This is a genomic window from Achromobacter sp. Root565 (assembly GCF_001427425.1).
Lineage (GTDB): Bacteria > Pseudomonadota > Gammaproteobacteria > Burkholderiales > Burkholderiaceae_B > Achromobacter > Achromobacter spanius_D.
In genome coordinates this window covers 13375-38453 of the sequence record NZ_LMGO01000009.1, presented here as the reverse complement: position 1 = coordinate 38453, position 25079 = coordinate 13375, and the positions used below count along the sequence as shown (strand labels likewise).

Sequence of the window (25079 nt, the reverse complement as noted above, 5' to 3'; positions counted from 1 at the left end):
GCGAAAGGTCATAGAGCGTGATGCGCTGTACCGGCAGGTGTGGAAAACTCCAATGACGAAGCTGTGTCAGGAGTACGGGTTGTCCGACAATGGTCTGAGAAAGATCTGCAAGGCCCTGGCTGTTCCGACACCTCCTGCTGGGCACTGGATGAAGCTTGAGGCGGGAAAGCCGGTAGAGAGGACGCCGCTTCCGCCTGCGGGTGGGCGAGAGTCGTATGTGCTCGAAGCGTCCGAAAAGCCATTCCTGCCGGCGGGCATGCGAAGTCCCATCACCGCGGACTTGGTCGACCGTATCGCCGCAGAGGCAGATGACACTTCGCGCATCGTGATGCCACCTGCTGGTCGGTGGCATAGCGCTTTGATTCCGTTTCGCAACTGCGTGCTGGACCGGGTTAAAGAATGGCAGCAGGAAGAAAAAATCTACGAAGCGAGCCAAGCGAAGAAAACACTACGGTCGCACCGAGAGCCCTCGATGGACGGCTATAGATGGCAATCGTTTCTCCGCGAGGGGAGCTATCTTTTTCCCAAGCACAGGGCTGTAGCAGCCAGGGTGACGCTTCACTCCTACGAGCGTGGATTGGCTGTGCTAAATGCACTCTGTTTCGCGGCAGAGTCTCGGGGATTCTCCGTCGAACCCACCGTAGAAAATTCTGACAGCATCCGACTGGAAATCGAAGACGTTCGAATTTGGCTTCGTGTGGGGGACCGTACTGGCTTCGAGCTGTTTCACGAAGACGGAACACCCTCAGAAAACGGAATGGGCTCGCGGCGCCGGACCAAACCTAAAGGCACGTTGCGCATTTACTGTCACGTTCTGTACTCAAACATCAAGGTGCTTGACGAGTCCGTAGCGAGTCCTTGGGAGAATCGCCTAAACGAGGTATTCGTTTACCTGTATCGCGCCGTCGCACGGGCAAAAGAGAAAATCCTTAGCAAGCAAATCGCCGAGGCAGAGCGAAGGGCCGCAGTTGCTAAGCGCGATGAAGAACGTCGTCTGCAAGAAGAGCTGAGACAGAACCTGTCTTTGGTTAGAGCACATCAAATGCGTGAAAAGCACGCTCGACTTGAACTGGAACGAGCTTTGCTTGATGAGGCCGACAGGTGGAGGGAAGCATGCGTTTTGAAGGACTACATTGGACACATCGAACAGGAGACTCAAGCGGAAGGGGGAGCGGTCGAATGGCTCTCTTGGGCTCGAGATGTACTGAGGCGCCTAGACCCTGCACCAGGCAGGATCAAATCATTTCAGCGGGACGACGAAAAGTGATGTCCGGGGCAGCGGGACCTTGACGTAATCTTGACGTAAACCAGTCGAATTTCTGATGAAAGGGTACTAGATCACCTTCTAGTTGAGGGATGGCTATCGCCGCAACTCATTGATTTTGAAGTGATATTTATTTGTGTCTATTTCTAAATCGCCCGACTCATAATCCGTTGGTGCCGAGTTCGACTCTCGGGGGGCCTACCAAAGAAATCCTGAGCAATCAGGTACCGCAGCCGCCAGCAATGGCGGCTGTTTTGTTTTCGGCGCGGGCATGACGCGATAGGGGCGTTCTCGGTGGGGCGAGCGAGAAAAAATGCGGCTCGGAAACCGGCTTAATCGTCACGAAACTGGATGAAATCGCCTTGCGCAAAGCACGACGACATCACCCCCCACGCCATAGGGAACAAAATGAAAATCAAGGCTCGCAGCCGCCCATACTGGCGGCTGATTCATTTGGCGGTGAGCTGAGCGTTTTTCCCACCGAATTCAGTCTGGAAAGGTTTTTTGCCGTTGCAGCGGAACCACGATTCCTGTCACCGGTATTACTCCCGCTCATCCGAAAGATCTATCCTCAATAATCTTCAAGGCGCTCCTGACGCCGCGGCCGTGCGTAGTCCCAGCCCAGGCCATCTCATGTTTCGCATGTGCTGATACCGAATCCCGATCGGAGGACGTTTCATGAAAAACAACCCTCTGCACGCCGGCGTGCTTTCTCGCTCGTCGTTGCTCTCCCTCCTGGCATTCCCTTGTGTGTCCATCGCTCAGATAACAATCGAGGGTGGGCAGACGGTAACAGTTCCTGGGACGCAGGCGTCTCCCTGGAATGTCAACGGCGAGCTCGCGGTGGGAAATGCGGGAGACGGTACGCTGAACATCTCGAATGGCGGCGTGGTTTCCAGCTTGGATGCCTACTTGGGGGGCATTGCAGGTGGTGCGGGCGTGGTTACGGTTACCGGTGCAGGCGCGCGATGGGAATTGTCTGGCAACAGCGCAAGCGTGTTGAATGTCGGCTGGATCGCGGCGGGGACGTTGACGGTGGCCGCGGGCGGTGTCGTACGGAGTCCGCGCGCCATCATCGGGGAGTTTGATGATGGGATGGGTATTGTGACCATCAGCGGCGCGGGCTCGCAATGGATCAACGCGCAGCAGCTATTTGTCGGGATGTCCGGCAGCGGCAGCTTGATTATCGCGGACGGCGGATACGTCTCGACGGACTCCAGTTATGTCGGGTTCTCTGAAGGAACGGGCGCGGTGACGGTTCGCGGGGCAGCATCACAATGGGTTTCCGCTTCGCCCATTCAGATCGGCACGCTAGGGACAGGCAAGTTGACGATCGCCGAGGGGGGCAAGGTCTCTGCGCCCGGGATGCTTCTGGCGACGGCTGCTCCCGGAAGCGGCACGATCGTCATCGGCAGCGACTCGGGGGCCGCATTGGTCGCGCCTGGCTCTTTGAACACCGCTCGAATTTCATTTGGTCCGGGCGACAGTCGGGTTCTCTTCAATCACACGTCGCTCGATTATGTGTTCGACGCCTCGATCAATAACGGCGCCAACAATGCGATGGGTTCCAACACTGGGTTGGTGGGGGGCGGCCGGATCGAGGCGATGGCCGGGCGCACCATTCTGAACGCGGATCATCGCGACTTCACCGGGGTCGCGCAGGTTGGTGGCACGGGTATTTTCCAGGTCAACCGCGATCTGTCCGGTGCGGCAATGCAGATACTTGCCGGCGGTACGTTGGAAGGGATCGGTCGGGTTGGAAGTGTCGTCAATGCAGGCACAGTATCGCCCGGGGCGTCTTTGGGAGCGCTGACCATCACTGGAAACTACGTGGGCAGCAGCGGCTCGCTGCTGCAACTTCAGACGGCGCTCGGCGGTGATGATTCACCCACGGACAAGTTGATTGTCGTTGGAGACGTTGCGGGAAATACTGCCGTCAAAGTGACCAATCTGAACGGCGGTGGCGCGCAGACGGTAAACGGTATCCGGGTTATTGAGATCGGCGGTGCGTCTCCCGCCAACGCGTTCACGCTCAGAGGTGATTATCAGACCGAAGGCGGACAGCAAGCCGTGATTGCGGGCGCGTATGCGTACACGCTGCGGCGCGGCGGCAACGAAACGCCGGCTGATGGAAATTGGTATCTCGTGTCCGCGTATACGGCGCCGGAGACGGCGCCCGAACCTGAGCCTGGACCTGGCCCGGGACCCGGATCTGGACCCGAACCACAACCCGAACCCGGCGCGCCGGAGGAGGAAATTCCCGGCGGCCCGGAAGACGGACCGCGCTATCAACCCGGCGTACCGCTTTATGAACAATATCCCCTGGTACTCGCTTCCCTGAATTCCTTACCGACGTTGCAGCAACGCGTCGGCAACCGCTATTGGCGGACGGACGGGCAGCCCGCCACGGGCGAGAAGTTTGGCGGCTGGGGTCGCATTCAGGGTTCCACCAGCTCAATGACGCCGTCGCAGTCGGCCACCAAATCGAGCCGGGATGTCGATCTGTGGAAGCTGCAAACCGGGATCGACGTCGTAGCGAACCGCCGGGCGGATGGGTCGATGCTGGTGGCGGGCGTCAATCTGTCTCATGGCAGCGCGTCGGCCGATATCCGATCTCCGTACGGGCGGGGCAAGATCGACTCGACCGGCACCGGAGTTGGCGCGAGTCTGACGTGGTACGGCGCCAGCGGGTTCTATGTGGACGGGCAGTTGCAGGCGATGTGGTTCGACAGCGATATCTCGTCGCGCACGATCGGGCGGCGGGAGGTGAAGGGCAACAACGGAAACGGCGTCGCCGTCTCGGTGGAGACCGGCTATCGCTTTCCCATCGCCAGCGGGTGGTCGCTTACCCCGCAGGCGCAATTGGTCCGGTCCCGCGTGGACTTCGACAGCTTCACGGATCCGTTCGGTGCGAAGGTGCGCCTGGACGATGGCGACAGTCTCAGCGGACGCCTCGGCGTATCGCTGGATTACGAACCCGGCTCAGGCGTCGCAGCGGGCGCAGCGGGCCAAACCCATTTGTACGTCGTCGCGAATCTCTACAACGAGTTCATGAATGGCACCAACGTCAACGTGGGGGGCGTGGCCTTTCGGAGCCGGGACGAGCGGCTTTGGGCAGAGCTTGGCGTGGGCGGCACCTATCAATGGAACAAGGGGCGCTACGGCGTGTACGGCAACTTGAGCTTGGCCGGCGCCACCAACAACATGAGCGACAACCACTCCGTGGGCGGGATGATCGGCTTTCGAGTGCAGTGGTGATGGGGGGCTGAAATGGAAGAGCGCCCCAGCTCAAGGTGAGTCTGAGGCGCTCCTGCCCGGCTTCGCACGCGATGGGTGTCAGACAGCCCGGCAACTCAAATCTACTGCTGGCACTCCGGCCCGGCAATAGGGGAAACCCTTGCGAAAATCAGGGTTGGATCGTCAAGGGCCAGGGGCGAATTTGTCCGTCTCGGCATCCACGAATTGTCCGCCCGCCGCCCGCTGGCGACACTGGCCTCCACGTTCATAGCACGGGAGAGCAGGCATGTGGGGGCATCGAAAGCGCCAATTGGGCCAAGGCATGACCGAATACATCGTCGTCGTGGCGCTGGTCGCCGTTGCGGCGATCGCGGTCTATCAGTACTTCGGGCAAGTCGTGCGTTCGCAGACCGCGGCGATGGCCCGCGAGCTGGCCGGTGAGGACGGCAGCACGCAATCCAAAGCTGCGCAGCAGGCGGCGCAGAAGGCTGCCGCGCAGACCAAGGCGCGGTCGCTCAAGTCGTTTACCGGCAATGCCGAGATCGCGAATTGAGGGCGCATCCAATCATGTTCGCCGATCAACAGCGGGGCCAGGCCCTGTTCCTGGGTATCGTGATTGCGGCCGTTGGCGCGGCGTCGCTGGTGGTCCCGTACAACGTGGGCCAGACCATCGAGGCTCGAAGCCGCCTGACCCACGCCGCCGACGCGGCGGCCTATAGTGGCGCGCTAGTCCAGGCGCGTGCGCTCAATGCCATTGCCTACGTCAACCGCAGCCAGATTGCGCATCAGGTTGCCATGGCGCATCTGGTGACGTTGGGGGCGTCCGCGCAGTACCTCGACGCGTTGCAATCGCAGCGCCGGCGGGGCAATCCGCCGGCTGGCCTCATCGCGATGCTTTTCGGGCCCGATGCCGGTGCGGCCTATCAGGTCGCACAGGCGCCATCCAATGCCGAAGGCCGGCTGGCCCGAGCTTTCGCGCAACACGATCGCGTCGTGCATCAGGTGCTGGAAACGGCGGCGCGAGAAATCGTGGACGATCTTACAGCCTCACGCGACCACGCAATGCGCGAGGTGCTGGCCGCCAACTATCCGGCGTTTGGACCGATCAACGCCGGCAATGCGCCGGCAGCATCGCCACTTGCTTTGCGTCTGCTGACAGATGGGTGGCCTGGCTACACCGAACGCCACGCCGCGACTCGCAAGGCCGGCCTGCGTCCTGCAACCGAAGACGCGGTGGCCCGCTATGGATTTCTGGATCGCCGCAACGCCACACGCCGCAATCCTTGGGCGATCAGCTCAAGGTGCCCCTTGCTTCGGCACGAACTGAGGCGGCGCGGCTCGACCTGGCTTGGGCCGGACGGCCAGTGGGGCGCGTTGGACACGCAGTCCTATCACGCGCTGCGCTCGAACCGTTGGATCGGCTGTTATTTTCGCGAGTATGCGATGGGGTGGGGAAGCGTACAGGGCGAAAAAAGCCGTGCTCCCGACGACGTGGAATTTATCGAGGATCCGCCTGCGGACTTCTCGCAGGAAGACTTCTGGCGATGGGTGGAACACGCCACCTCGTGGGACATCTTCGACGGGGCCACCAATCCCATGGCGAACTCATACGCCATGGCATCGGCGCGGCGCTGGCCGGGGCGCGGGTTGCCGGCCTATCTAGAGGTCTCGCCTAAGCGTCTTGCTGAGCCATTGCGCTTTGCCGTGGCGGTCAGTCTGGATTCCGGCGTTGTGAAAACCACGGACGCCGACAGCGCCGTCGCCGCGCCAACCGGCCCATTTCGCTATGCCGCGCTGGGGCGGTCCGGCGCCGTCGCGGTCAGCACGGCGGCCGAAACGTACTTTGCGCGGCCGGAACGGCGTGCCGACGGCCGGTTGGAACTGGCCACGCTCTTTCGGCCGTATTGGCAAGCCCGCCTGTCCGCGGTCACGTCCCAGGAAGCCATGCAGGCAGGGAGGCTTCCATGATCAGGCGCGCGGCAAACGAACGCGGGCAGGCAGTGGTAGAGGCGCTGCTGATGTTGCCGCTCATGGCTGTGCTGCTCTGGGCGGTCTCCGATATCGGCGCGATGCAGTTTTCAGCGCAACGAATCACGCAGGCCAGCAGGCAGGCCGTCATGGCGGCGGCGTTGGGGCAGCCGGTGGCCACACTTCGTGTGCCGTTGGGGATGGACCTGGCCGGCACCGCCCAACGCTGGCCCGGCTCAGCCGTGGCCGGTGCTTCCTTGCAGGACGAATGGTTCGGTGCGGCAATGCAGTTGCTCTCCGTGCAAACCCGTTCGCTGCCGAGTCCTGGGATCGCCATGTTTGGATTGCCGATATCGCGTCACCTCAGCGTCGCAAGCGGAGCGGGCTATGCGCATGGCGACGCGGACGCGCAACGCCGTGTTGGCGCATCGTCCACCGGATGGCTGCAGGCCAGCCGGACGTCGCGGGCCGAGGCGGAACGGATGCAGCGTCAGGTCGGCAAGGTCGAGGCCCCCTGGGGGCGGCCCGCGATGTCGCTGGATTGGCTATCGGCCTGGGGTGACGTGGCGCCCAATGATCGGCTTGGCAAGCGAGCGGAGGACGGAAGATGAAGCAGGTCGGAATTTTGCCCAAGCGGCGCGACGCGTGGCGCGGTGTTGGTTTGCTTGCCGCAGCGGCCGGTCTTTGTGGTGTGTTGATGCTGTTGCCACAGCGCGCGGGCGCGTCGGGCGGCGTCTCGAGCCTCGAGGCGCTACGACTGCCTGCGGGCGCGGTGCGTGAACGCATCGCGGATCGAATGTGGCTGCATGGGATGCCGGCGCAGGTGTGGGTGTTCGACGTGCCACAACGCCCGTCGGATTTTGCCAAAGCGCTGGCTGCGCAACAGCCTGCGTTGGCCGATCTGCACGTGCTGCCCGGGCAACTCATCTTGTCCGGCCGCGTTGGCAACGACCGATGGGTGGCGCAAATGGAAAGGGCCGGAGTGGACCGCACCGTTGGCAGCCTGTCGGCGATCCGTGTTCGCGCGGCTCCCTCCGCGCAGTTGCCCGGCTGGCTGCCGAAGGGCGCGCGCGTCAGATCTGACGTCGCCGTGATGGAATCTGGCGTCAAGGTTTCCGACCGCATCTGGCAGTACGCCGTGCCGCCGCAAAAACTGGCCGAACTCCTCGATGCCGGTCTGCGGCGGGCGGGATGGGTTCTGCAAGATGATGGTGCCGGACACTGGTGGGTGCGCGAACGCGAGCGGATGAAGCTGTGGTTGGTTTCGGTGGACGGAGGTAGCGGGCTGCGTGCTCTGGGGTGGGCGCCATGAAGCCCTGGATATCTCGCGGCGCCGCGCGGCTGCGCCGTACCGGTGTGTATGGATTGGCGGTGCTTGCGGGACTGGTTGCCGCCTGGGCCGTGCAAGAACACGTCCAGCAGCGCGTCCAGGCGCTGGAAGCCGAGGCGCACACCCCGCTCGTCAGCCGTCTGGTGGCGGCCTACGACTTGCCGGCCGGCACGCTGCTCGAAGACGTGCACTTGGCCGTGCGCAAGATACCTCAGCCCTGGGCGCCTGGCGCCAGCGTCGATCCGCTTGAGGTCGGCAGCGTGATTGGCGCCACGCTTCTCGCGGATGTTGCGCATGGCGAACCCTTGCTGAGAAGCTTCATGACCTTCGAAGCGCCGGAGCCCTCTCTGTCGGCGCGGCTTCGGGCGGGCCAGCGCGCCTTAACGGTAGCCGCCGCGGACCTGGGGGGGCTGGCGGACATGCTGAAGGGGGGCGATGCGATCGATATCTACGTGACCTTCAATCATCGCCAGCGAGAGATCACCGTACCGGTGCTGCAGCGCATGCGCGTCCTGACCGTCGGGGGCGAGGACGGCGCGGGCAACGTCACCTTGGCGGCATCGCCCGACGAAGCCATGCGGTTCATCGCCGCGCGGCAGGCGGGGGTGTTGACTGCGATGCTGAGACATCGCGATGACGCGGCTTCCGTGAACCCCGCTGTTCAAAGCGACCTGGCCGCGCTCATTGGATTGGCCGCTGAACCCACGCCCGAGCCTGGTGTCGCCATCCTGTATGGCGACCGCCTGGACGCGCAGGCAAGTTTCGAAGCGGAGCATCCATGACACGAATGAAAATCCTCTTGGGCATCGTGCTGTGCCTGGTTTGCCTGCCCGCGTGGTCCGACACCCAGACGCTGGAGCTGCAAGTCGGCGAGACCCGCGTGTTGCCGCATCCGGGCGTGAGGCGAGTGGCCATCGGCAATAGCCAGGTGGTCAACGCCGTGGCGGCCGAAGGGCGCGAGGTCGTGGTGTTCGCGCGGGCGGAAGGGGTGTCGTCCGTGCATGTCTGGGCGGGCCGCGATCGCATCGCGGCCTACGAGTTGCGCGTGGTTGCCGCTGGCACGCCGCGCTTGCGCGATGAGGTCCAAAGCCTGCTCTCCCGCATTCCCGGAGCGCGAAGTTCGAACGTCGGTGGCCGCATCGTGATCGAAGGCGACGACCTGTCGGATGATGACCGCTCGCGGATCGCGGCCTTGGCTGACCGGTATCCGGATGTCGTGGATTTCACGGGACAGGTGGGGTGGGACCGCATGGTGCTGCTGGACGTGCAGGTGGTCGAGATTCCCACGTCGCGGCTGCATGAGTTCGGCGTGCGCTGGGATGGCATGACGCAAGGCGGCGTCAATGCGGGATTGGCGTGGGATGGCGGATCCCGTGGCCGTATGACTCGTCCCGGGGAGCAGATCATCGAGACGGCGGCGCCGGTTTCATCCGCCGCGGGCTACTTCGGCGTCAACGCCTTGCTGTCGGCACGTATCGCCGCGCTGGCCCAAACGGGCGAAGCGGTCATGCTTGCGCAACCCCAGCTTCTTGCACGAAGCGGCGCCAGCGCCACTTTTCTCGCGGGCGGGGAGGTGCCCTATGCCTCCACTGACGCGCGGGGCAACCCCACCACGCTGTTCAAGCCCTATGGCGTTTCGCTGAACATCACACCTCGGATCGACCGCAATGGCGTCATCCGGTCGCTGATCGAGGTGGAGGCCAGCTCGGTGGATACCTCGTTGAGCCTTCCGGGCGGTCCGGCGCTGCGGACACGCCGCGCCTCGACCGAATTCAATGTGCGCTCCGGCAACACGCTGGTCATTGGCGGATTTCTCTCGCGCGAGCAGGGCACCGACGTCAGCGGCCTGCCGGGCCTACGGAGCATTCCCATCCTGGGCGCGTTGTTTTCATCCACGCGCTACCAACGTCGCGAGACCGAACTGGCGATCTTCGTGACGCCGAAGATCGTGTCGCAGGGTGAGCCCGCCATGGCGGATCGCGTTCGGCGCGGCCGCGAGATGCTGGAGACGACGTTTGCGAATCCTCCGCGTCTGGGAACGGCGGTGCCTTCCGACGCGGCAGGGTGGGATCCGTACGCCGGCGCCGGCTCGCAATGGGTCACCCGTGCGGCCGGTGCCAGTTCGATGTTGCCGGAGGGCCGTGATGTTGAACATTGAACTGACCTTCGAGGACGCCGCGCAGCAGCAGCTCAAGCTGCCTGTGCCAGTGCTGATTGGAAGGGGCGCCGATTGCGGGCTGCGGATTCCCACCTGGAGAGTCGGCCGCCAGCACGCGCGGCTGCTGTGCGAAGCAGACATCATCGTCCTGGAAGACCTGGGCACGCTGGCGGGCACGATGGTCAACGGCCTAAGAGTCGTGCGGCACGCGCCGGTGCTGCCTCACGACGAGATCCTTATCGGGCCTTGCCGGCTGCGCGTGTCCAGGCTGAAGCAGGACGCGGATGCCCGCATCGACGCCACGGATGCCGCGGCGCAGGGGCCCGCGCAATCCGGGCGACCGGCAACAGGTAATGACATGGCTGGCCCAACGCTGGCGGCGCCGCCATCCACCATGCACCGGCTGCACGACCGCCGACGCCTGCACGCGGCGCTGCTAAGCGCGCTGGACCTGCGCCGGCGAGACGTGGCCGGGATGAGCGATGGCATGCTTCGCGTCGAAGCCGAGCGCCTTCTGATGCAGATCGTGGCCACGGACGCCGAGGTTCCGTCGCAGGCCGACAAGGCGGCGCTTTGCCGCGAGGTGCTGGATGAAGCTGTGGGGCTCGGGCCGCTGGAACCGTTGCTCGCGGCGCCGGACATCACGGAAATCATGGTTAATCGCTATGACGAGATCTACGTCGAGCGTGCGGGCCGCCTGTGGCGTGAGCAGGCCGCGTTCACCAGCGAGCAGTCGGTGCGCTGGGTGATCGAACGCATCGTCACCCCCTTGGGCCGCCGCATCGACGAAAGCTCGCCGATGGTGGATGCACGTCTGCCGGACGGCTCGCGGGTGCACGCCATCATTCCCCCCGTGGCGATGAAGGGCGCCAGCCTGACCATACGGAAGTTTCCGCAGCGGCGGCCGCAGATGCCCGACCTGATCGCGCTGGGCGCCCTGAGCGACCCGATGGCGCGGTTTCTGGCGTTATGCGTCAGGATGCGCAAGAACCTGGTCGTTTCAGGCGGTACCGGCTCTGGCAAGACGACGCTGTTGAACATCCTGTCCAACGAGATTCCCGACGGCGAGCGCGTGGTCACGATTGAAGACGCTGCAGAGCTGCGGCTGAACCATGCACATCTGGTCGCGCTGGAGGCGCGGCCGGCAAACCAGGAAGGCAGAGGCCGAATCGACATCCGGGAGCTCGTGCGCAATGCGCTGCGCATGCGGCCGGACCGCATCGTTGTGGGCGAATGCCGGGGCGCCGAGGCGTTCGACATGTTGACGGCCATGAATACGGGCCATGAAGGCTCTCTGACCACGCTGCACGCCAATTCTCCGCGGGATGCGTTGGCCCGGCTGGAATCCATGATTCTCATGGCGGGGCTGGACCTGCCGCTGCCGGCGGTCCGCGAGCACATTGCCGCAAGTGTGGATGTGCTCGTGCAGCAGGCAAGACTCTCGGACGGACGCCGTGTTGTCACGTCGATCGTCGAAGTGGCAGGCATGGAGAGCGGCCGCATTCAGCTGCAGGCGTTGTTTGGCTTTGACCGAACGCAGGGATTCCGCGGATGCGGCGCGCAGCCGGGATTCGCGCAGGAATGGGCGGATAGGGGCGTGCATCTGGATGCCGCCTGGTTTTCAGACTTGGCGGGGCAGTCGCCGGAATTCGGTTCTTATGCGCAGGGCTTGCCATGATCTGGCTTGCGGCAGCGGCCGCCATGGTGTGCGCCGGACTGCTGGCGTGGCGCGCACAGACCTGGTTTTCGCCCGCGCTTCGGCGATACCGCGAGGTCTATACGCAGGACGCGGGCGTGCGGCTGAGCGAAGTGTTCCTGTTCATCGACCCGCGCCAATTGTGGGCGGGCGCTGTCGGCTGCGGATTGGTGACTGCGGTCGTTGCGTTCGCGGCCACCGGTAGCGCGCTGATGGCGGCCTTGTTCGCCCTTCCGGCCTCGCGCGTGCCGCGGATGGTTGTAGAAGGATTGCGGCGCCGGCGTGCGCGGCGCTTTGAAGCGCAGTTGCCCATGGCGCTGTTGATGCTGGCTTCTGCGTTGCGGGCCGGCGTGGCCATGACGACGGGTTTGCGCCATGTCGTGGACCAGAGCAGCGCGCCGCTCGCCCAGGAGTTTGGTCTGATGCTGCGCGAACAGCGTCTGGGCGTGCCGTGGGACGTTGCGCTCGGCAACCTGCAGGCCAGGATGCCGGCCGATTCGACCTCCCTGGTGGTGGCGGCAATGCGCATCGCGGCCAAGACCGGCGGCAATCTGGCAGAAGCCCTGGAAAGCATCGCGCAGACGTTGCGTGGCCGCCTTCAGTTGCAGGCGAAGCTGCTGGCGCTGACGTCGCAGGGGCGGCTGCAGGCGTGGATCGTGGGGGCGTTGCCCTTGCTGCTGCTGGCGGTGCTCGACCGGCTGGAGCCGGAAATCATGGGGCTGTTGTGGCACACGCCAATGGGATGGGGCGTGCTTGCCATCGTGGCAGTGCTGGAGACGGCTGGCGTGCTGCTGATCCGGCGAATCATGCGGATCGATATCTGAAAGGAGGCGGGGATGTGGCTTTACCTGAGCATGATCGCGACAGCGGCCGGCACTGCCTGGCTTGCCTGGGTGCTGTTGAGTCCGTTGTTGAGTCCATTGCTGAGCGAGGAACCGGAACCGGCGCGTGCCATGCCGTGGTGGTGGCGCGTCGCATGGCCATGGATCGCGGCGGTGGCGCCATTGGCGGGCCCGCTGTGCGCTTGGCGGTGGCGGCTTCGGCTGGACCGGGCCATAGAACGGGCGGCGTTGCCCCGGGCAGTGGGGTATGCGCACATCGCGGCGTTGTGCGGTAGTGCGGCCATCGCTGTCGGCAGCATGGCCGCTGTGGGAGCGCTTGCGCTGGCGCCGCCAGGCGCTGTGGCGTGGCTGCCCTGGTCGCTGGGGGCGGCCGCAGCCGCCGCAGTGGCGCCGGTCTTGTGGTTGAAGGGCCTGGGCACACAGCGATGCCGCGACATCGAGCGGGATCTGCCCTTCGTGTTCGACATGATGACGCTGTGCGTCGAAGCCGGATTGAGCGTCCAGGGTGCGCTGCAATTGGCGGCGCAGAGCGGGCCGCCGGGCGTGCTGTGCGACGCCCTGGCCGATGCGCTGGCCGAGATGCGGGCGGGGGTGTCCAGAACCGCGGCGATCAAGACGTTGGCCGAGCGCAGCAACAGTGCGCTGGCACGCAATTGGGCGGCAGCCTTGGCGCAGGCGGAGGCGCTTGGGGCCAGTCTGGGGCCGGTCTTGCGCGCGCAAGCGGCGCAGTGCCGCAGCGACCGCCACACGCGGGCCGAGCAGCTGGCGATGCAGGCGCCGGTGAAGATGCTGCTGCCTTTGATCGGCTGCATCTTTCCGTGCACGTTCATCGTGCTGGCGTTTCCCATTGCGGTCCAGCTGCTGCAGAGCGTGCAATGAGCCGCCCCATGTCATTGCGCAAAGGGCGTCTGCGATTGCTGATGGTGAATCACTGGTGGGGGCGGATGCGCGGGTTGCTGGGAAGGGCCCCGCCGGGGCCGCGGGCAGGCGTGCTGCTGACTCCCTGCGCCGCGGTGCATACCTTCGGCATGCGTTACGCCATCGACGTGGCGTTTATCGGCCAGGACGGCCGGGTGGTGAGACTGCGGCTGGCGCTTGCACCGTGGCGGGTGGCGTTATGCCTGCGCGCCGTCGCCGTTGTCGAGATGCGTGCTGGCGCTTTGGATGCCGAACACGGAGGTATAGGCCGGATAGAAGCTGCAGTACAGAACGCCGCCCGCCGCAATGTTGAACGGGATCTGCAGCGTGCCGGCAAACTGAGGCGACAACCCGACGGCAACCAGCAGCCCGGCGCACAGATCGATGAACAGGAACACCATGATCCAGCAGATGCCGTACACCAGGAACGGCAGCTTGTTGCGCCAGCAGGCGATGCCGGAGAAGAACAGGGCCTGAGTCAGGCGCAGACCGTGCCAAGCCACCAGCACGGGCGCGTGCCAGAACAGCGCTGCGATCACCACGTAGCAGATCGCGAACAGCATCAGCGGCATGGCCATGGCTGACAGAATCGGCTCCATGCTCTTTTCGACCGAGGCGATGCGCATGCCTTCCATCATGGCGTCGGAGAAGGGCAGGAAGATGGCCAGGCCCATCAGCAGGCAGGTGCCGGCATACAGCACACCCATCAGGAACAGCTTGCGGAACACGCCCGGCTGCTTGAGGGGCTTGCCCCACATGGACGGCAGCATGACGCGGTCGGCCTCTACGTGCTTGCACGCGGACAGCGTCATCAGGGTGATGATGGGCATCAGGGCCACGACGAGCATCGGGCCGATGGGTGGCGTTGCCGAAGCGAAGACGACGAGCAGGCTGATGGCCATGGCCCAGGTGAACATGGCAAGGGGTTGTTTGCGGAACAGACGGAATCCGTCGCGGACCCAAAGCCAGCCGGACGTCGCGGGTAGAAATGCTGCTTGCATGGCTCTCTAGAGGGGAGGTCTCTCAAATAGGGGATGCTGTTCCCATTATGGGGGGCGTAGCGGTTACGGCAAGACGGGCAGTTCCGAGCGGTGGCGCGCTTGCAACACTCTTTCGAAGTGGCGCGGGTCGTGCGGTTTGAGCGTCTGCGCCGGGCGGGGCAGGAAGAAGTCATACAACCGGGACAGCCAGAAACGCAGGGCAGCCGCTCGCAGCATCTGGGGCCAGACTTCGCGCTCGGCCTCGGTGAACGGGCGCACCGCGGCGTAGGCGGCCAGCCAGGATTGCACAAGCTCGGGGATGAATTCACCGGTGTCGCGATCGATGCACCAGTCGTTGACGCTGACGGCAACGTCGAACAGCCAGGTGTCGCAGCCCGCGAAATAGAAGTCGATGATGCCGCCCATGAGCGGATCCTCGAATGTGCCTGCGAACAGGACGTTGTCCCGGAACAGGTCGCAGTGGGCGGGGCCGGACTGCAAGGCCTGCCATGCGGGCGTCTTGGTGGCGGCCTGCTGCGCAGCCAGCTCGGACGTCAGCAGTTCGGCCTGGGCCGGGCTGAGGAAGGGCATGACCTTGGGCGCGGTCTCTAGCCACCACGAAAGCCCGCGCAGGTTGGGCTGGTGAATCGGAAAGTCTTGCGCCGCGACGTGGGCGCGGGCGAGGGTGGCGCCGGCGAGCGCGCAGTGGGCGGGGCCTGGGGCCGGCTCGTAGCCGCCGGGCAGGCGCGAGACGATGGCGCACGGCTTGCCGTGCAGCGTGGTCAGGCGGGTGCCGTCGCGCAGGGTCTGCGGCTGCGGCACCGGGATGCCGCGTTCGGCCAGGTGATACATCAGCTCAATGTAAAAGGGCAACTGGGCCTGCGTCAGCACCTCGAACAGCGTCAGGACATATTCGCCGCGCGTCGTGTACAGAAAATAGTTGGTGTTTTCGATACCCGCCGTAATACCTCGAAGCGAGACGAACTCGCCCAGATCGAAATGCGCCAGCAGGGCGCGCGCGTCGTCATCGGATACGGGGGTGAATACGGCCATGGATCTTCGGTATGAGGGTTGAACGGACGCGCGCACGGGCGTGCAGGGGCGCGGCGCCGCAATTTTAGACCACATGGCGGGCAGCCTCCGGCCGCCGTTCCTGGTGGTTCGCCGAACCCGGCGGGCAGAATGTCGCCAAGCACCGTAAAATACCGCATCCCCTTGTTTTGTAGAGTGATTCTTGGACTCCCCCGACTGGCGGCTTTGCGTCGCCCCGATGATCGACGTCACTGATCGCCATTGCCGGTACTTTCACCGGCTGCTCGCGCCGCGCGCTCGCCTGTACACCGAAATGATCACCACCGGTGCGCTGCTGCACGGCAACGTTGCCCGCCACCTGGACTTTGACGAGGCCGAGCATCCCGTTGCCTTGCAACTGGGCGGCAGCGAGCCCGACGCGCTGGCGCACGCCGCCAAGCTGGGCAAGCAATGGGGCTATGACGAAATCAACCTGAATTGCGGATGCCCGTCCGAACGGGTGCAGAAGGGCGCCTTTGGCGCCTGCCTGATGGCCGAGCCGGCGCTCGTGGCCGACTGCATGAAGGCCATGCAGGACGCCGTGGACATTCCTGTCACGGTCAAACACCGCCTGGGGCTGGACTACAACGAATCGTATGAATTCGTGCGCGATTTCGTGGGCAAGGTCTATGACACCGGCTGCCGCGTATTCATCGCGCATGCGCGCAATGCGGTGCTCAAGGGCTTGTCGCCCAAGGACAATCGCGAAGTCCCCCCGCTGCGCTATGACGTGGTTGCGCAGTTGAAGCGCGATTTTCCGGATTGCACCTTTGTGCTCAACGGCGGACTGGCCGACGCCGGGCAGTCGGTGCAAGCGGCCGAGGCCTTTGATGGGGTGATGCTCGGACGTGCCGCTTGGCATACGCCGCGGGTGCTGTCTGAGGTGTCAATGCAGTTGTGGCCGTCGGTGCGGCTGCCCAGCGATGCGCAGGTCGTGGACGCCATGACGGAATACGCCGCGCGGCAGGTTGCCAAGGGCGTGCCGCTGCGAGTGATGACGCGGCCGATGCTGGGACTGGTGAACGGCCAGTCGGGTGCGCGCCGGTGGCGCCGGATGCTGTCGGATCCGGCTTTGCTGGCCGCGAACAACCCGGAGCTGATCTATGGCGCGTGGCGCAGCCAGCGTCATGCGCCGGGCGCACGAGACGCCACGCGCGAGTCCGCGCCCGCCGGGATGTGAACCCGCGGCCGGCGCTGCAATGGCGCCGGCTGGTTCAGGACTGGGCCGGTTCCGCGCTTTCGGCGGGCCAATCGCGAATGTAGGCCTTCAGCATGTTGTTTTCGAACTGCTGGGCCGCGACGATGGCCTGCGCCATGTCGTAGAACGAAATGACGCCCATCAACGTGGGGCCGTCCATGACGGGGATGTAGCGGGCGTGCTTTTCCAGCATCAGGCGCTGGACTTCGTCGGCGCTGGTGTTGGGCGAAACGCTGACGGGCGCGTCGTCCATGATGGAACGGATGGTCGTATCTCCCGCGCCGCCATGCGCGTGCATGTGGCGGATGATTTCGCGGAATGTAAGCATGCCGGTCAGGGTGCCGAATTCCATGATGACCAGCGAGCCTATGTCTTGTTCGCTCATGGTTTGCACGGCCTGGGCCACGGGCATGTCGGGCGACGCCGTATAGAGCGTATCGCCCTTGACGCGCAAAATCTCACTGACCTTCAACATCGGTATCTCCTGGGGGCGGACTGCGCCCTATGCTTTGCTATTTCTTGTTCGCTTCCAGTTGCAGCACTGGGGCGACTCCATTTCCGGTATTTTGCGCTTCTCCGCAGAGTTCTTCCAGCGTTGGCGTGGTTTGCGGCGGCTTTACGGACGATACGATGCGCAGGATGTCGGGGTCGTTGCGAACGCGAGATTGGCTTCGGTCCAGCAGAAAGCGATCCACGACAGGCGCCAGCGAGGTCTCGCGCGCGTCGCACGTCAGCATCCAGTTGTCGTCGGGACTGCGGGTGGCCAGTCCCATCGTGCTCAGCGTTTCCAGGACTTCATTGAGTTCATCCTGATGCAGCCGCAGTTGCGAAGCCAGCGTGTTGGCGGCCACGCCGCCGGGCGTCGTCAACTGCGCGCGGCGCAGCGCGCGCAGGGCGTCCAGCGCATCGACGAACGAGGCGCCCGGATAACGGTTGATGTGCCAGCGTCCCAGCCGGATCAGCGGCGCACTGGAGGCAAGCGTTGCGCCCAGCAGCACGGCCAGCCATGACAGGTAGATCCACAGCAGGAAGATGGGCAGGGTGGCAAACGCGCCGTAGATGACCGTGTAGGTGGGAAACCGCGTCAGGTAGAAGGCGAACGCGGACTTCATGATTTCCAGCACGATGGCCGTGACGCAGCCCCCGACCAACGCGTCGCGCCAAAGCACGTCGCGGTTGGGCACGACAACGAACAGCGCGGCAAAGCCCAGGCCGGTCAGCACCAGCGGGATGAACGAGACGATGACACTGATGACTTCGGGCACGTCCTTGATGAGGCCCAACGATTCGCGGGCCACGAATGAAGTCGCCCACAGGCTGGCGCCCGCCAGAACGGGACCAAGCGTGATGATGGCCCAGTACACCAGCGCCCGTTGCGGCAAGGGGCGCTGGCGCGAGACGCGCCAGATGTCGTTGAAGGCCTGGTCGATCGTCATGATCAGCAGCAGCGACGTGACCAGCAGGAACGCCCCGCCAATCGCGGTCAGGCGCGATGCCTGATGGGCGAACTGGTTCAGGTAGTCCATGATGTTGTCCGAGACGGACGGCGGCATCAGGCTGGTGGTGAGGAAGTCCTCGAGGGCGACCCGGAATTCCTGGAATACGGGAAAGGCCGTGAACAGCGACAGCACCACCGCAAGCATGGGGACGATTGCCAGAACGGTGGTGAAGGTGAGGCTGGAGGCGACCTGCAGCAGCTTTTCTTCGTTGGCGCGTTGGACGACGAAACGAAATACGCGTCCGGTCCTCGCGACCCGGGAAATGCGCGAGGTTGGTCGTTCTTTGACCGCCGGCGTAGCGGCGGCGGGCTCGGCGGGGCGATTCATCAGGCGATAATAGCAGCATGAATCCCGAACTCAACCCCCGCCTGCGCCTCGTGGCCTCGGTTTCATTGTTTGCCCTGATCGTGCTTTGCGTCGCCTGGGAAACCGTGGTGGCGCCCGTGCGGCCGGGCGGTTCCTGGATGCTGCTGAAAGCCTTGCCGCTGGCGTTTCCGCTGCGCGGCATCGTGCGCGGCAATCTCTACACTTATCAGTGGGCGGCCATGCTGTCGCTGCTGTATCTGATGGAAGGCGTGGTGCGCGCCATGTCGGATCCGGCGCCACTGTCCGTCTTGATGGCGTGGGGCGAGATCATCTTGTCCACCACCTTTTTCCTCAGCGCCATCTTCTATGTGCGGCCCGCCAAGCGCGCTGCCCGGAGTCAACGCGCATGAACGCCCTGTCCCTGTCCGAACTGCAAGCCGTCAATTCTTTTGCAGCCCTGCCCGAAGCCTTCTACACCCGGCTGGCGCCGCGTGGGCTGAATAATCCTCGTCTGCTGCATGCCAACGAGCAGGCGGCCGCTCTGATCGGCCTGGATCCGTCGGTCCTGACCACCCCCGAATTCCTGCAGGTATTTTCCGGCGGCCAACCTATGCCGGGCGGCGATACGCTTGCGGCCGTCTATAGCGGCCACCAGTTCGGGGTGTGGGCGGGTCAGCTTGGCGATGGACGGGCGCATCTCCTGGGGGAAGTTCAAGGGCCCGCGGGCGCTTGGGAGCTGCAGCTCAAGGGTTCCGGCATGACGCCGTATTCGCGGATGGGGGACGGGCGGGCCGTGTTGCGGTCGTCCGTGCGCGAATACCTGGCCAGCGAGGCCATGTTCGGGCTGGGCGTGCCCACCACGCGTGCCCTGGCGCTTGTTGTCTCCGATGATCCGGTAATGCGCGAGACCGTCGAGACTGCGGCGATCGTGACCCGGATGTCGCCCAGTTTTATCAGATTCGGCTCGTTTGAACATTGGTCGTCGCGGCGCCAGCCCGACCTGCTGAAAACGCTGGCCGATTATGTGATCGACCGCTACTACCCAGAATGCCGCGAGGTGCAGATGGGGGATTCGGCGTCCGATACCGCACCGTACGTGAATCTGCTGCGGGAAGTCACGCGGCGCACGGCGTTGCTGATGGCGGACTGGCAGGCAGTCGGGTTTTGCCACGGCGTCATGAATACCGACAATATGTCGATCCTGGGGCTGACGCTGGATTACGGTCCTTATGGTTTCATGGACGGATTCCGGCTGGGCCATATTTGCAACCATTCGGATGCCGAGGGACGCTACTCCTGGAATCGGCAGCCTTCCGTGGCGCTGTGGAACCTGTATCGGCTGGGCGGCAGTCTGCACATGCTGGTCCAGGACGCCGACGCGCTTCGGGCGGTGCTGGACGAATTCGAAGCCATTTTTACGCGCGCCTTCCATGACAAGATGGGCGCCAAGATGGGATTGGCGGCGTGGCGGCCGGAAGATGAAGCGCTGCTGGACGATCTGCTTAAACTGATGGACGCCAATCAGGCGGACTTTACGCTGTCGTGGCGGCGGCTGGCCGATGCCACGCAAGGGCAGCGCAGCGGTTTTGAAGATTTGTTTATTGACCGGCCCGCCGCCGGCGCCTGGCTTGACCGCCTGTTGGCACGCCATGCACAGGACGGAAGGCCCGCCGCGGAAACGGCGGCCGCCATGAATGGCGTGAATCCGTTATACGTGCTGCGTAACCATCTGGCGGAAGAGGCGATTCGCGCGGCCAAAGCTGGCGACGCCAGCGAAATTGAAACGCTCATGAAACTGCTGCGCAATCCGTTCGTCGCGCAGGACGGTTTTGAACGCTATGCCGGCTTGCCGCCCGATTGGGCGGGCGGAATTGAAGTGAGTTGCTCGTCCTGAGGATGGTTTTGCGATATCGTCGGCGGTATTAATCACGCGTTATTGCCGGGATTAAGGAAAATCCTTGGCAAAAATGTGAAATATCGCCGTTTTTTTCGCTGCAATCATTCGTTTCTATTGTAAAAGTCGTAAGATTGCCGGCTCCGGGGCATTTTTGTTGCGTGGGCGCTCCAGGGGTTTGTCGACAATTTCAATGTAAAGCACTCTGAATATGCCTGGTGCAGATGGTTTGCTATGTATAGGTCTGCTTGAGGACGACGCCGACTTCCGCGAGGAATTGGCGTTGGGCTTGGGCGGCTACGGCTTTCGCGTGGCGTTCGCCTGTGACAATGCAGTGGCGTTTTACCGCCGCCTGCAGGAACAGCCGTGCGACATCGTCATTCTCGACGCTCATCTTCCCGGCGAAGACGGCTTTTCCGTCGCGACCCGCCTGCGCGCCCTGAGCCCGGTGGGCATCGTCATGCTGACGGGCCGCAGCGCGCTGGAAGACCGCGTCCGCGGGTTGGAAGGCGGGGCCGACGTCTACATGACCAAGCCGGTGGATCTGCTGGAACTCAGCTCGGTCATCCGCAGCCTGGCGCGCCGCATGCGGCTGGCCAAGGCGCCGCGCCCGGCCGACGCCGAAACGCGCGCCTCGGCGGATACGAACTGGTCGCTGCAGGACGGCGGCTGGATTCTTGTGGCGCCCGATGGCGCATCGCTGCACCTGAGCGCGCAGGAACGGACGTTCCTCGTTGCGCTGATGGATGCAGCAGGCAGCGCCGTCAGCCGCCAGGCACTGGCCGAACTCTTCCTGCCCGACAGTCCGGGCGGGTTTGAATTGCGGCGCATCGACGTGCTGGTGAGCCGTTTGCGCGCCAAGGCGCAGAGCGCCGGTCTCAAGCTGCCGGTGTTGTCGGTACGCGGCCAGGGCTACGTGTTCGCGGCTTAGGCCATCTCCGGGCCTAAGCGACCTCAGCGCCTAAGCTGACGGCGCGCTGGCGGGCAGGGTGATGACAAAGCGCGTGCCCACGCCCACCTTGCTTTGCATCGTCAGCGATCCGCCCTGGCTTTGGCAGATGCGCCGGGCCAGGTACAGCCCTATCCCCATGCCCTGAGTTTCGCGGTGCGCGGACCGCCGAAAGCGCGGTTCAAAGATCCGAGCCTGCTCATCTTCCCCGATACCGGGCCCACGGTCCACCACGGCGGCCCACGTCATGAATGTGTCGCCAACCCGCGTGTGGCCTGTTTCGATCCGCACCGGCTCGTTGGCCGGCGAATACTTGATGGCGTTGTGGATCAGGTTGCGCACGACGACGCTGGTGAGCGGGCGATCGCAGAACACCGGCTGCGGCGCCTGCGCTTCCAGCACCAAGGCATGGGCGGTATCCGGGCGCATGGCGTTCACCACGTCGCGCGCCAGTTCGGCCATGTCGGTCTGTTCGCCGCGCGGGCTCCAGGCGTGTTCCTCGAGGCGATCCTGGTTCAACAACTGATCCATCAGTTCGGTCATGCGTGCGACCGACCGGTGTATGCGCGCCAGTCGCGTGTCCACGGTTTCGCCGCTGTCCGAGAGAATCATGTCCAGGGATTGCGCCGCGGCGCTGATGGTGGCCAGGGGCGCGCGCAACTCGTGCGAAATCAGCGCGTTCATCTGCCGCTGCGTGTCCAGCGCGCCGGCAAGTTCGGCCAGGCGCAGTTCGCCTTGCGCCAGATGTTCGGCGTCGGAGCTGGCGCTCTTGTTTGGCGCGGGTGCGGCGCGGTTGGATGCCTCCAGAGCCAGCCACACGAGCGTGCCTGACACCAGCATCAGTCTCAGCACTTCGAAGCTTGCATCCGCGGCGTCTGCCCCGCTTGCGCGCCAAGCGTCGTGTCCGAGGATCCAGGCTGATACCCCAAAGGCAAGCATCAGCGCCAGGTTGGCCGGGCGGCCGGACCGCTGCCGTACCGCGCTGGCCAGGAACCACAGCGCCAACGGCACGCTGAGCGCCGCGCATACACCGGCGATAGCCGCCGGCAGCATTCCCGATTCGGTTTCGTACACGAAGATCAACGCCAGCGCCGCCACGCCCGAGAGTGCGATGCAGACCCACCGGCACGCGGCGCCCAACCCGGCCGCAATGCGCGATCCCTGCAACAGGGGCGAGGTCAGGGCGAGCAGGGCGGCATAGGAGGCGGCCTGCAGCGCGCCGGGCGGCATCAGATTGGGCAGGGAACGGAACAGGCCTTCGACCAGCGCGAAGGCCACACCCGCCGCATACAGGGCGTTGCGCGTATGCGCCCAGGCCACGCCGCATGCCATCGCGCAGGCGATCGCAACGCCGGCGGTCAGGCCCGAGTGCAGGTTGTCATAGCCGGTAGTCAGCGTGCCGGCATTCAGCGCGTCGGCATTCAACCCATAAGCGAACGCGTAGGCCGGCCAGAAGAAGGCGCACAGCAGCAGCCCGATTCCCGACCGGACGGATGTCCGGAAGGCGCCGGGCTGGCTTGCGCGAGGGCGGCGCAAACGCCAGCGGGTGCGAAGAAGCAATACTTCCGTCAACTAGGAACCCATTGGTGATCGTGCGCAAGGTCATGCGCGCGGGCGGAGTTTACGACAGCCCCGCTTATTGCACGGACGCCGATTTCTTCCAGTACGAGCTGCGTGGCCGAGTCGGGCACGTCGGCCGCATAGACCGCCATGCCGAGCGTCGTCGCGGTCGTGACCACGGTGGCCGCGAGGTGCTGGCTGCCGGGGCTTTGCAGGATGCCGCTGATGAAACTGCCGCTCAGCGTCACGTACGAGACGGGGAATTCATGCAGGTGCTCCATGGCGCCAAACTGCTGCGACAGCCGCGATACCCCGACTCGTCCGCGGGCGCCCGTGACGATGTCGCAGAGCTGGCGCACGTCGGCGCCTTGTTCGACGAGACCTGCGGCGTCGACTTCGAGGATCAGGCGCGTGGATAGTGCGGGCCGGTCCTCGAGCATGCGTTCAAGGCGCGCGAAGAACGATCCTTGCGCAAGAGTGGCGAGCGATACCGGCACTGTGAGCGCGCCGTCATGGGTGAACAGCCAGTCCAGGCCAAGGCGGATCGCCTGGATATCGCATTCGGCGGACAGGCCCAGGCGCACGGCCGGCGGCATGAAGATCGAGGCAGGCACGGGATCGGTGCCGGAGGCATCGTGCAGCGTCAGGCAGGCCTCGTGGTGCAGCAAGGCGCCGGACAGGTCATGCAGGGGCTGGGCAGACAGTGAGAACCGGTGCTGCTCCAGCGCCGTGACCAGCGCGTCGTGCCAACTGTATTCGCCGATGCGGGTGCTGTCGGCGGCCTGGCTTGCCGGGGTGATCTGGTCGTCGTCCGCGCTTTCGGCGCACATAAGTGCGTGGTCCAGACGCGCCAGGATGTCGCTCATGTTGTCGCCCGGGGCAAACGCCGCCATGGCCAGCGCCCAGCGGCACCACCCGTATTTGTCCATGGGCACGCGCAGCGACCGCAACTCGCGCCGCACGCGTTCGGCCAGCACGCTGGCCTGCGGCGCCGATGTGCGCGGCAGCAAGAGGGCGAAATCCGATCCGCTGATCCGGGCGATCAGCGTGCCCGGGCCGCCGAATTCCTGCACGAGCTTGCGCAGGCGGTCCGACGATGAGCGCAGCCACTGGTCAGTGAATGCGCGCGACAGGTGGCGGTTGATTTGTGCGAGGTCCCGCTGGCGGAACATCAGCAGATGGCCGCCGGCCTCGTCGGATTTGTCGGCCAGCGCGAGCCTGAACTGGTCGACAAAGTGCTTGCGGTTCGACAGACGCGAGATGGGATCCCGGTAGATCTCGCTTTGCAGCGATTCGATGCGGGCATTCTGTTCCTCGACGGTGGCGGCGACACGGCGCTGCGCGTCGACCAGCGCCTGATCCACGCCGGGCACTTCGCACGAACCGCTCAGCGGCGCGTCGGCGCCGGGAGCCAGGGCGCGCACACGTTCGCAGATGTCGCGGGACGTGCGGGCCTCGATCCATCGCACGAGATTGGTGGCGAACAGCGCCCAGAAGGCGGCGGCGGCCAGCACCAGACCCAGCACCCGGACGCCGCCTTGCCAGAGGGTGTCGCGAGCCAGGCGCGCGTCGGCCTGCACCGTAAGGGTGCCCTTGGCTTGGCCGCCCGGAATGACGAACGGCCGGGAAGCGGCCGGCGCTTCCATATTCAGCCAGGCGGCGCGCCAGTCGCGCTCCCGGCCGGCGGCAGCCGGCCCCGCCCGGCGCTCTACGCGCAGCCCGCTCCCTTCGTTCGTGATATTGACCAGCGCATACAGGCCCTGCCCGAACAGTTCATCGGCAAGCTCAACCTGCTCGCGGTGGCTGCCCGAACTGTGCGACAAGGCCCACGCGAGCGCGTTCGCGCCCGATTCGCTTTGCTGGGCGAGCTGCGTATTCAGATAGCGGTGGGCCGCCAGCATCCCGAGGGCTTGGGCGCCCAGCAGGATGAAGCCGATCAGAAGGGCGGAGCATAAAAGCAGCCGGCGTAGGGTGGGCATGAACTTGCGAGTCGCTTCCGGGACCTGGATATCAAACGTGACACACGTTACGAAACGACAGCCGACAACGCTGACACTGTAATGGGACTTGTCACAGAACGCACAGAATATTACGAAATCCTCGGTTATATCAGACAAGGTGTGCAATTATTTCGTTCGTGAGAATTGCCCGTTTGAGAACTATTGAGACACTGCGTATTAATTTTTGGGGTTGCGGTGTCGTAGATAGG

The 25079-nt window shown here is 64.5% G+C and carries 21 protein-coding genes and 1 pseudogene; 16 read left to right on the top strand and 6 right to left on the bottom strand.

Annotated features, from left to right (window positions below; all coding sequences use genetic code 11):
* Positions 1 to 52: 52 nt before the first annotated feature.
* From ASD71_RS28110 to ASD71_RS28660, 12 genes and pseudogenes are all read left to right on the top strand, one after another.
* Complete coding sequence (locus ASD71_RS28110; protein ID WP_156395320.1) at positions 53 to 1267, top strand: hypothetical protein; 1215 nt, start codon at positions 53 to 55, stop codon at positions 1265 to 1267.
* Between the two features lie 675 nt (positions 1268 to 1942).
* Positions 1943 to 4522: an autotransporter outer membrane beta-barrel domain-containing protein gene (locus ASD71_RS26130; protein WP_056571335.1), complete on the top strand. Its 2580-nt coding sequence runs from the start codon at positions 1943 to 1945 to the stop codon at positions 4520 to 4522.
* A gap of 265 nt (positions 4523 to 4787) precedes the next feature.
* Entirely contained in the window at positions 4788 to 5054 is a 267-nt protein-coding gene (locus ASD71_RS26125) for a hypothetical protein (RefSeq protein ID WP_056315734.1), read from the top strand.
* Between the two features lie 14 nt (positions 5055 to 5068).
* Positions 5069 to 6469, top strand: a complete 1401-nt coding sequence (locus ASD71_RS26120) for a hypothetical protein (protein WP_056571333.1) — start codon at positions 5069 to 5071, stop codon at positions 6467 to 6469.
* A complete protein-coding gene (locus ASD71_RS26115) occupies positions 6466 to 7080 on the top strand; it encodes a TadE/TadG family type IV pilus assembly protein (RefSeq protein WP_056571331.1) in 615 nt (204 codons plus the stop codon). Before ASD71_RS26120 ends, ASD71_RS26115 begins: the two co-directional genes overlap by 4 nt.
* Positions 7077 to 7781 (top strand): hypothetical protein, encoded by a 705-nt coding sequence (locus ASD71_RS26110; RefSeq protein WP_156395318.1) that lies wholly within the window; start codon positions 7077 to 7079, stop codon positions 7779 to 7781. The genes ASD71_RS26115 and ASD71_RS26110 overlap by 4 nt, the downstream gene beginning before the upstream one ends.
* Positions 7778 to 8581: a Flp pilus assembly protein CpaB gene (cpaB, locus tag ASD71_RS26105; protein WP_056571597.1), complete on the top strand. Its 804-nt coding sequence runs from the start codon at positions 7778 to 7780 to the stop codon at positions 8579 to 8581. Before ASD71_RS26110 ends, cpaB begins: the two co-directional genes overlap by 4 nt.
* On the top strand, positions 8578 to 9957 hold the full coding sequence (locus ASD71_RS26100) for a type II and III secretion system protein family protein (RefSeq protein ID WP_056571327.1): 1380 nt from the start codon (positions 8578 to 8580) through the stop codon (positions 9955 to 9957). Before cpaB ends, ASD71_RS26100 begins: the two co-directional genes overlap by 4 nt.
* A complete protein-coding gene (locus ASD71_RS26095; RefSeq protein ID WP_056571325.1) occupies positions 9944 to 11635 on the top strand; it encodes an ATPase, T2SS/T4P/T4SS family in 1692 nt (563 codons plus the stop codon). The genes ASD71_RS26100 and ASD71_RS26095 overlap by 14 nt, the downstream gene beginning before the upstream one ends.
* Complete coding sequence (locus tag ASD71_RS26090) at positions 11632 to 12477, top strand: type II secretion system F family protein (RefSeq protein ID WP_056571323.1); 846 nt, start codon at positions 11632 to 11634, stop codon at positions 12475 to 12477. The genes ASD71_RS26095 and ASD71_RS26090 overlap by 4 nt, the downstream gene beginning before the upstream one ends.
* Before the next feature lie 12 nt (positions 12478 to 12489).
* Positions 12490 to 13374 (top strand): type II secretion system F family protein, encoded by an 885-nt coding sequence (locus ASD71_RS26085; protein WP_056571321.1) that lies wholly within the window; start codon positions 12490 to 12492, stop codon positions 13372 to 13374.
* Positions 13371 to 13604, top strand: a pseudogene (locus ASD71_RS28660) (DUF192 domain-containing protein); the annotation flags it as partial. The gene ASD71_RS26085 and the pseudogene ASD71_RS28660, both read left to right, overlap by 4 nt.
* A 6-nt stretch (positions 13605 to 13610) precedes the next feature.
* Here ASD71_RS28660 and ASD71_RS28470 read toward each other — a convergent pair.
* Both ASD71_RS28470 and ASD71_RS26075 read right to left on the bottom strand, forming a co-directional pair.
* Complete coding sequence (locus tag ASD71_RS28470; RefSeq protein WP_056571319.1) at positions 13611 to 14414, bottom strand: BPSS1780 family membrane protein; 804 nt, start codon at positions 14412 to 14414, stop codon at positions 13611 to 13613.
* A gap of 63 nt (positions 14415 to 14477) precedes the next feature.
* Positions 14478 to 15446, bottom strand: coding sequence for a homoserine kinase (locus ASD71_RS26075; protein WP_056571317.1), 969 nt, complete (start codon positions 15444 to 15446; stop codon positions 14478 to 14480).
* A gap of 217 nt (positions 15447 to 15663) precedes the next feature.
* On the opposite strand from ASD71_RS26075, the gene dusA reads away from it, so the two are divergent.
* A complete protein-coding gene (gene dusA / locus ASD71_RS26070; RefSeq protein ID WP_056571315.1) occupies positions 15664 to 16644 on the top strand; it encodes a tRNA dihydrouridine(20/20a) synthase DusA in 981 nt (326 codons plus the stop codon).
* A gap of 34 nt (positions 16645 to 16678) precedes the next feature.
* On the opposite strand, the gene ASD71_RS26065 is transcribed toward dusA, so the two are convergent.
* Together ASD71_RS26065 and ASD71_RS26060 are read right to left on the bottom strand one after the other, a co-directional pair.
* A complete protein-coding gene (locus ASD71_RS26065) occupies positions 16679 to 17137 on the bottom strand; it encodes a CBS domain-containing protein (protein WP_056315762.1) in 459 nt (152 codons plus the stop codon).
* Positions 17138 to 17174: 37 nt separating this feature from the next.
* Positions 17175 to 18488 (bottom strand): YihY family inner membrane protein, encoded by a 1314-nt coding sequence (locus ASD71_RS26060; RefSeq protein WP_056571313.1) that lies wholly within the window; start codon positions 18486 to 18488, stop codon positions 17175 to 17177.
* A gap of 17 nt (positions 18489 to 18505) precedes the next feature.
* Here ASD71_RS26060 and ASD71_RS26055 point away from each other — a divergent pair, with 17 nt between their 5' ends.
* The 3 genes from ASD71_RS26055 to ASD71_RS26045 all read left to right on the top strand — a co-directional run bounded on the left by ASD71_RS26055 (position 18506) and on the right by ASD71_RS26045 (position 21292).
* Entirely contained in the window at positions 18506 to 18877 is a 372-nt protein-coding gene (locus ASD71_RS26055; protein WP_056571311.1) for a DUF2069 domain-containing protein, read from the top strand.
* Positions 18874 to 20361, top strand: a complete 1488-nt coding sequence (locus ASD71_RS26050; protein WP_056571309.1) for a YdiU family protein — start codon at positions 18874 to 18876, stop codon at positions 20359 to 20361. Before ASD71_RS26055 ends, ASD71_RS26050 begins: the two co-directional genes overlap by 4 nt.
* A gap of 211 nt (positions 20362 to 20572) precedes the next feature.
* Positions 20573 to 21292 (top strand): response regulator transcription factor, encoded by a 720-nt coding sequence (locus ASD71_RS26045; protein WP_043518814.1) that lies wholly within the window; start codon positions 20573 to 20575, stop codon positions 21290 to 21292.
* A gap of 30 nt (positions 21293 to 21322) precedes the next feature.
* On the opposite strand, the gene ASD71_RS26040 is transcribed toward ASD71_RS26045, so the two are convergent.
* On the bottom strand, positions 21323 to 22870 hold the full coding sequence (locus ASD71_RS26040; protein ID WP_200949491.1) for a HAMP domain-containing sensor histidine kinase: 1548 nt from the start codon (positions 22868 to 22870) through the stop codon (positions 21323 to 21325).
* Between the two features lie 8 nt (positions 22871 to 22878).
* Complete coding sequence (locus tag ASD71_RS26035) at positions 22879 to 24849, bottom strand: EAL domain-containing protein (RefSeq protein ID WP_082579063.1); 1971 nt, start codon at positions 24847 to 24849, stop codon at positions 22879 to 22881.
* Positions 24850 to 25079 lie beyond the last annotated feature (230 nt).

What these genes read in the sequence shown, in the direction of transcription:
- ASD71_RS28110 (WP_156395320.1), top strand. Translation starts at nt 53, where the DNA reads ATGACGAAGCTGTGTCAGGAGTACGGGTTGTCCGACAATGGTCTGAGA.
- ASD71_RS26130 (WP_056571335.1), top strand. Translation starts at nt 1,943, where the DNA reads ATGAAAAACAACCCTCTGCACGCCGGCGTGCTTTCTCGCTCGTCGTTG.
- ASD71_RS26125 (WP_056315734.1), top strand. Translation starts at nt 4,788, where the DNA reads ATGTGGGGGCATCGAAAGCGCCAATTGGGCCAAGGCATGACCGAATAC.
- ASD71_RS26120 (WP_056571333.1), top strand. Translation starts at nt 5,069, where the DNA reads ATGTTCGCCGATCAACAGCGGGGCCAGGCCCTGTTCCTGGGTATCGTG.
- ASD71_RS26115 (WP_056571331.1), top strand. Translation starts at nt 6,466, where the DNA reads ATGATCAGGCGCGCGGCAAACGAACGCGGGCAGGCAGTGGTAGAGGCG.
- ASD71_RS26110 (WP_156395318.1), top strand. Translation starts at nt 7,077, where the DNA reads ATGAAGCAGGTCGGAATTTTGCCCAAGCGGCGCGACGCGTGGCGCGGT.
- cpaB (WP_056571597.1), top strand. Translation starts at nt 7,778, where the DNA reads ATGAAGCCCTGGATATCTCGCGGCGCCGCGCGGCTGCGCCGTACCGGT.
- ASD71_RS26100 (WP_056571327.1), top strand. Translation starts at nt 8,578, where the DNA reads ATGACACGAATGAAAATCCTCTTGGGCATCGTGCTGTGCCTGGTTTGC.
- ASD71_RS26095 (WP_056571325.1), top strand. Translation starts at nt 9,944, where the DNA reads ATGTTGAACATTGAACTGACCTTCGAGGACGCCGCGCAGCAGCAGCTC.
- ASD71_RS26090 (WP_056571323.1), top strand. Translation starts at nt 11,632, where the DNA reads ATGATCTGGCTTGCGGCAGCGGCCGCCATGGTGTGCGCCGGACTGCTG.
- ASD71_RS26085 (WP_056571321.1), top strand. Translation starts at nt 12,490, where the DNA reads ATGTGGCTTTACCTGAGCATGATCGCGACAGCGGCCGGCACTGCCTGG.
- ASD71_RS28470 (WP_056571319.1), bottom strand. Translation starts at nt 14,414, where the DNA reads ATGCAAGCAGCATTTCTACCCGCGACGTCCGGCTGGCTTTGGGTCCGC.
- ASD71_RS26075 (WP_056571317.1), bottom strand. Translation starts at nt 15,446, where the DNA reads ATGGCCGTATTCACCCCCGTATCCGATGACGACGCGCGCGCCCTGCTG.
- dusA (WP_056571315.1), top strand. Translation starts at nt 15,664, where the DNA reads ATGATCGACGTCACTGATCGCCATTGCCGGTACTTTCACCGGCTGCTC.
- ASD71_RS26065 (WP_056315762.1), bottom strand. Translation starts at nt 17,137, where the DNA reads ATGTTGAAGGTCAGTGAGATTTTGCGCGTCAAGGGCGATACGCTCTAT.
- ASD71_RS26060 (WP_056571313.1), bottom strand. Translation starts at nt 18,488, where the DNA reads ATGAATCGCCCCGCCGAGCCCGCCGCCGCTACGCCGGCGGTCAAAGAA.
- ASD71_RS26055 (WP_056571311.1), top strand. Translation starts at nt 18,506, where the DNA reads ATGAATCCCGAACTCAACCCCCGCCTGCGCCTCGTGGCCTCGGTTTCA.
- ASD71_RS26050 (WP_056571309.1), top strand. Translation starts at nt 18,874, where the DNA reads ATGAACGCCCTGTCCCTGTCCGAACTGCAAGCCGTCAATTCTTTTGCA.
- ASD71_RS26045 (WP_043518814.1), top strand. Translation starts at nt 20,573, where the DNA reads ATGCCTGGTGCAGATGGTTTGCTATGTATAGGTCTGCTTGAGGACGAC.
- ASD71_RS26035 (WP_082579063.1), bottom strand. Translation starts at nt 24,849, where the DNA reads ATGCCCACCCTACGCCGGCTGCTTTTATGCTCCGCCCTTCTGATCGGC.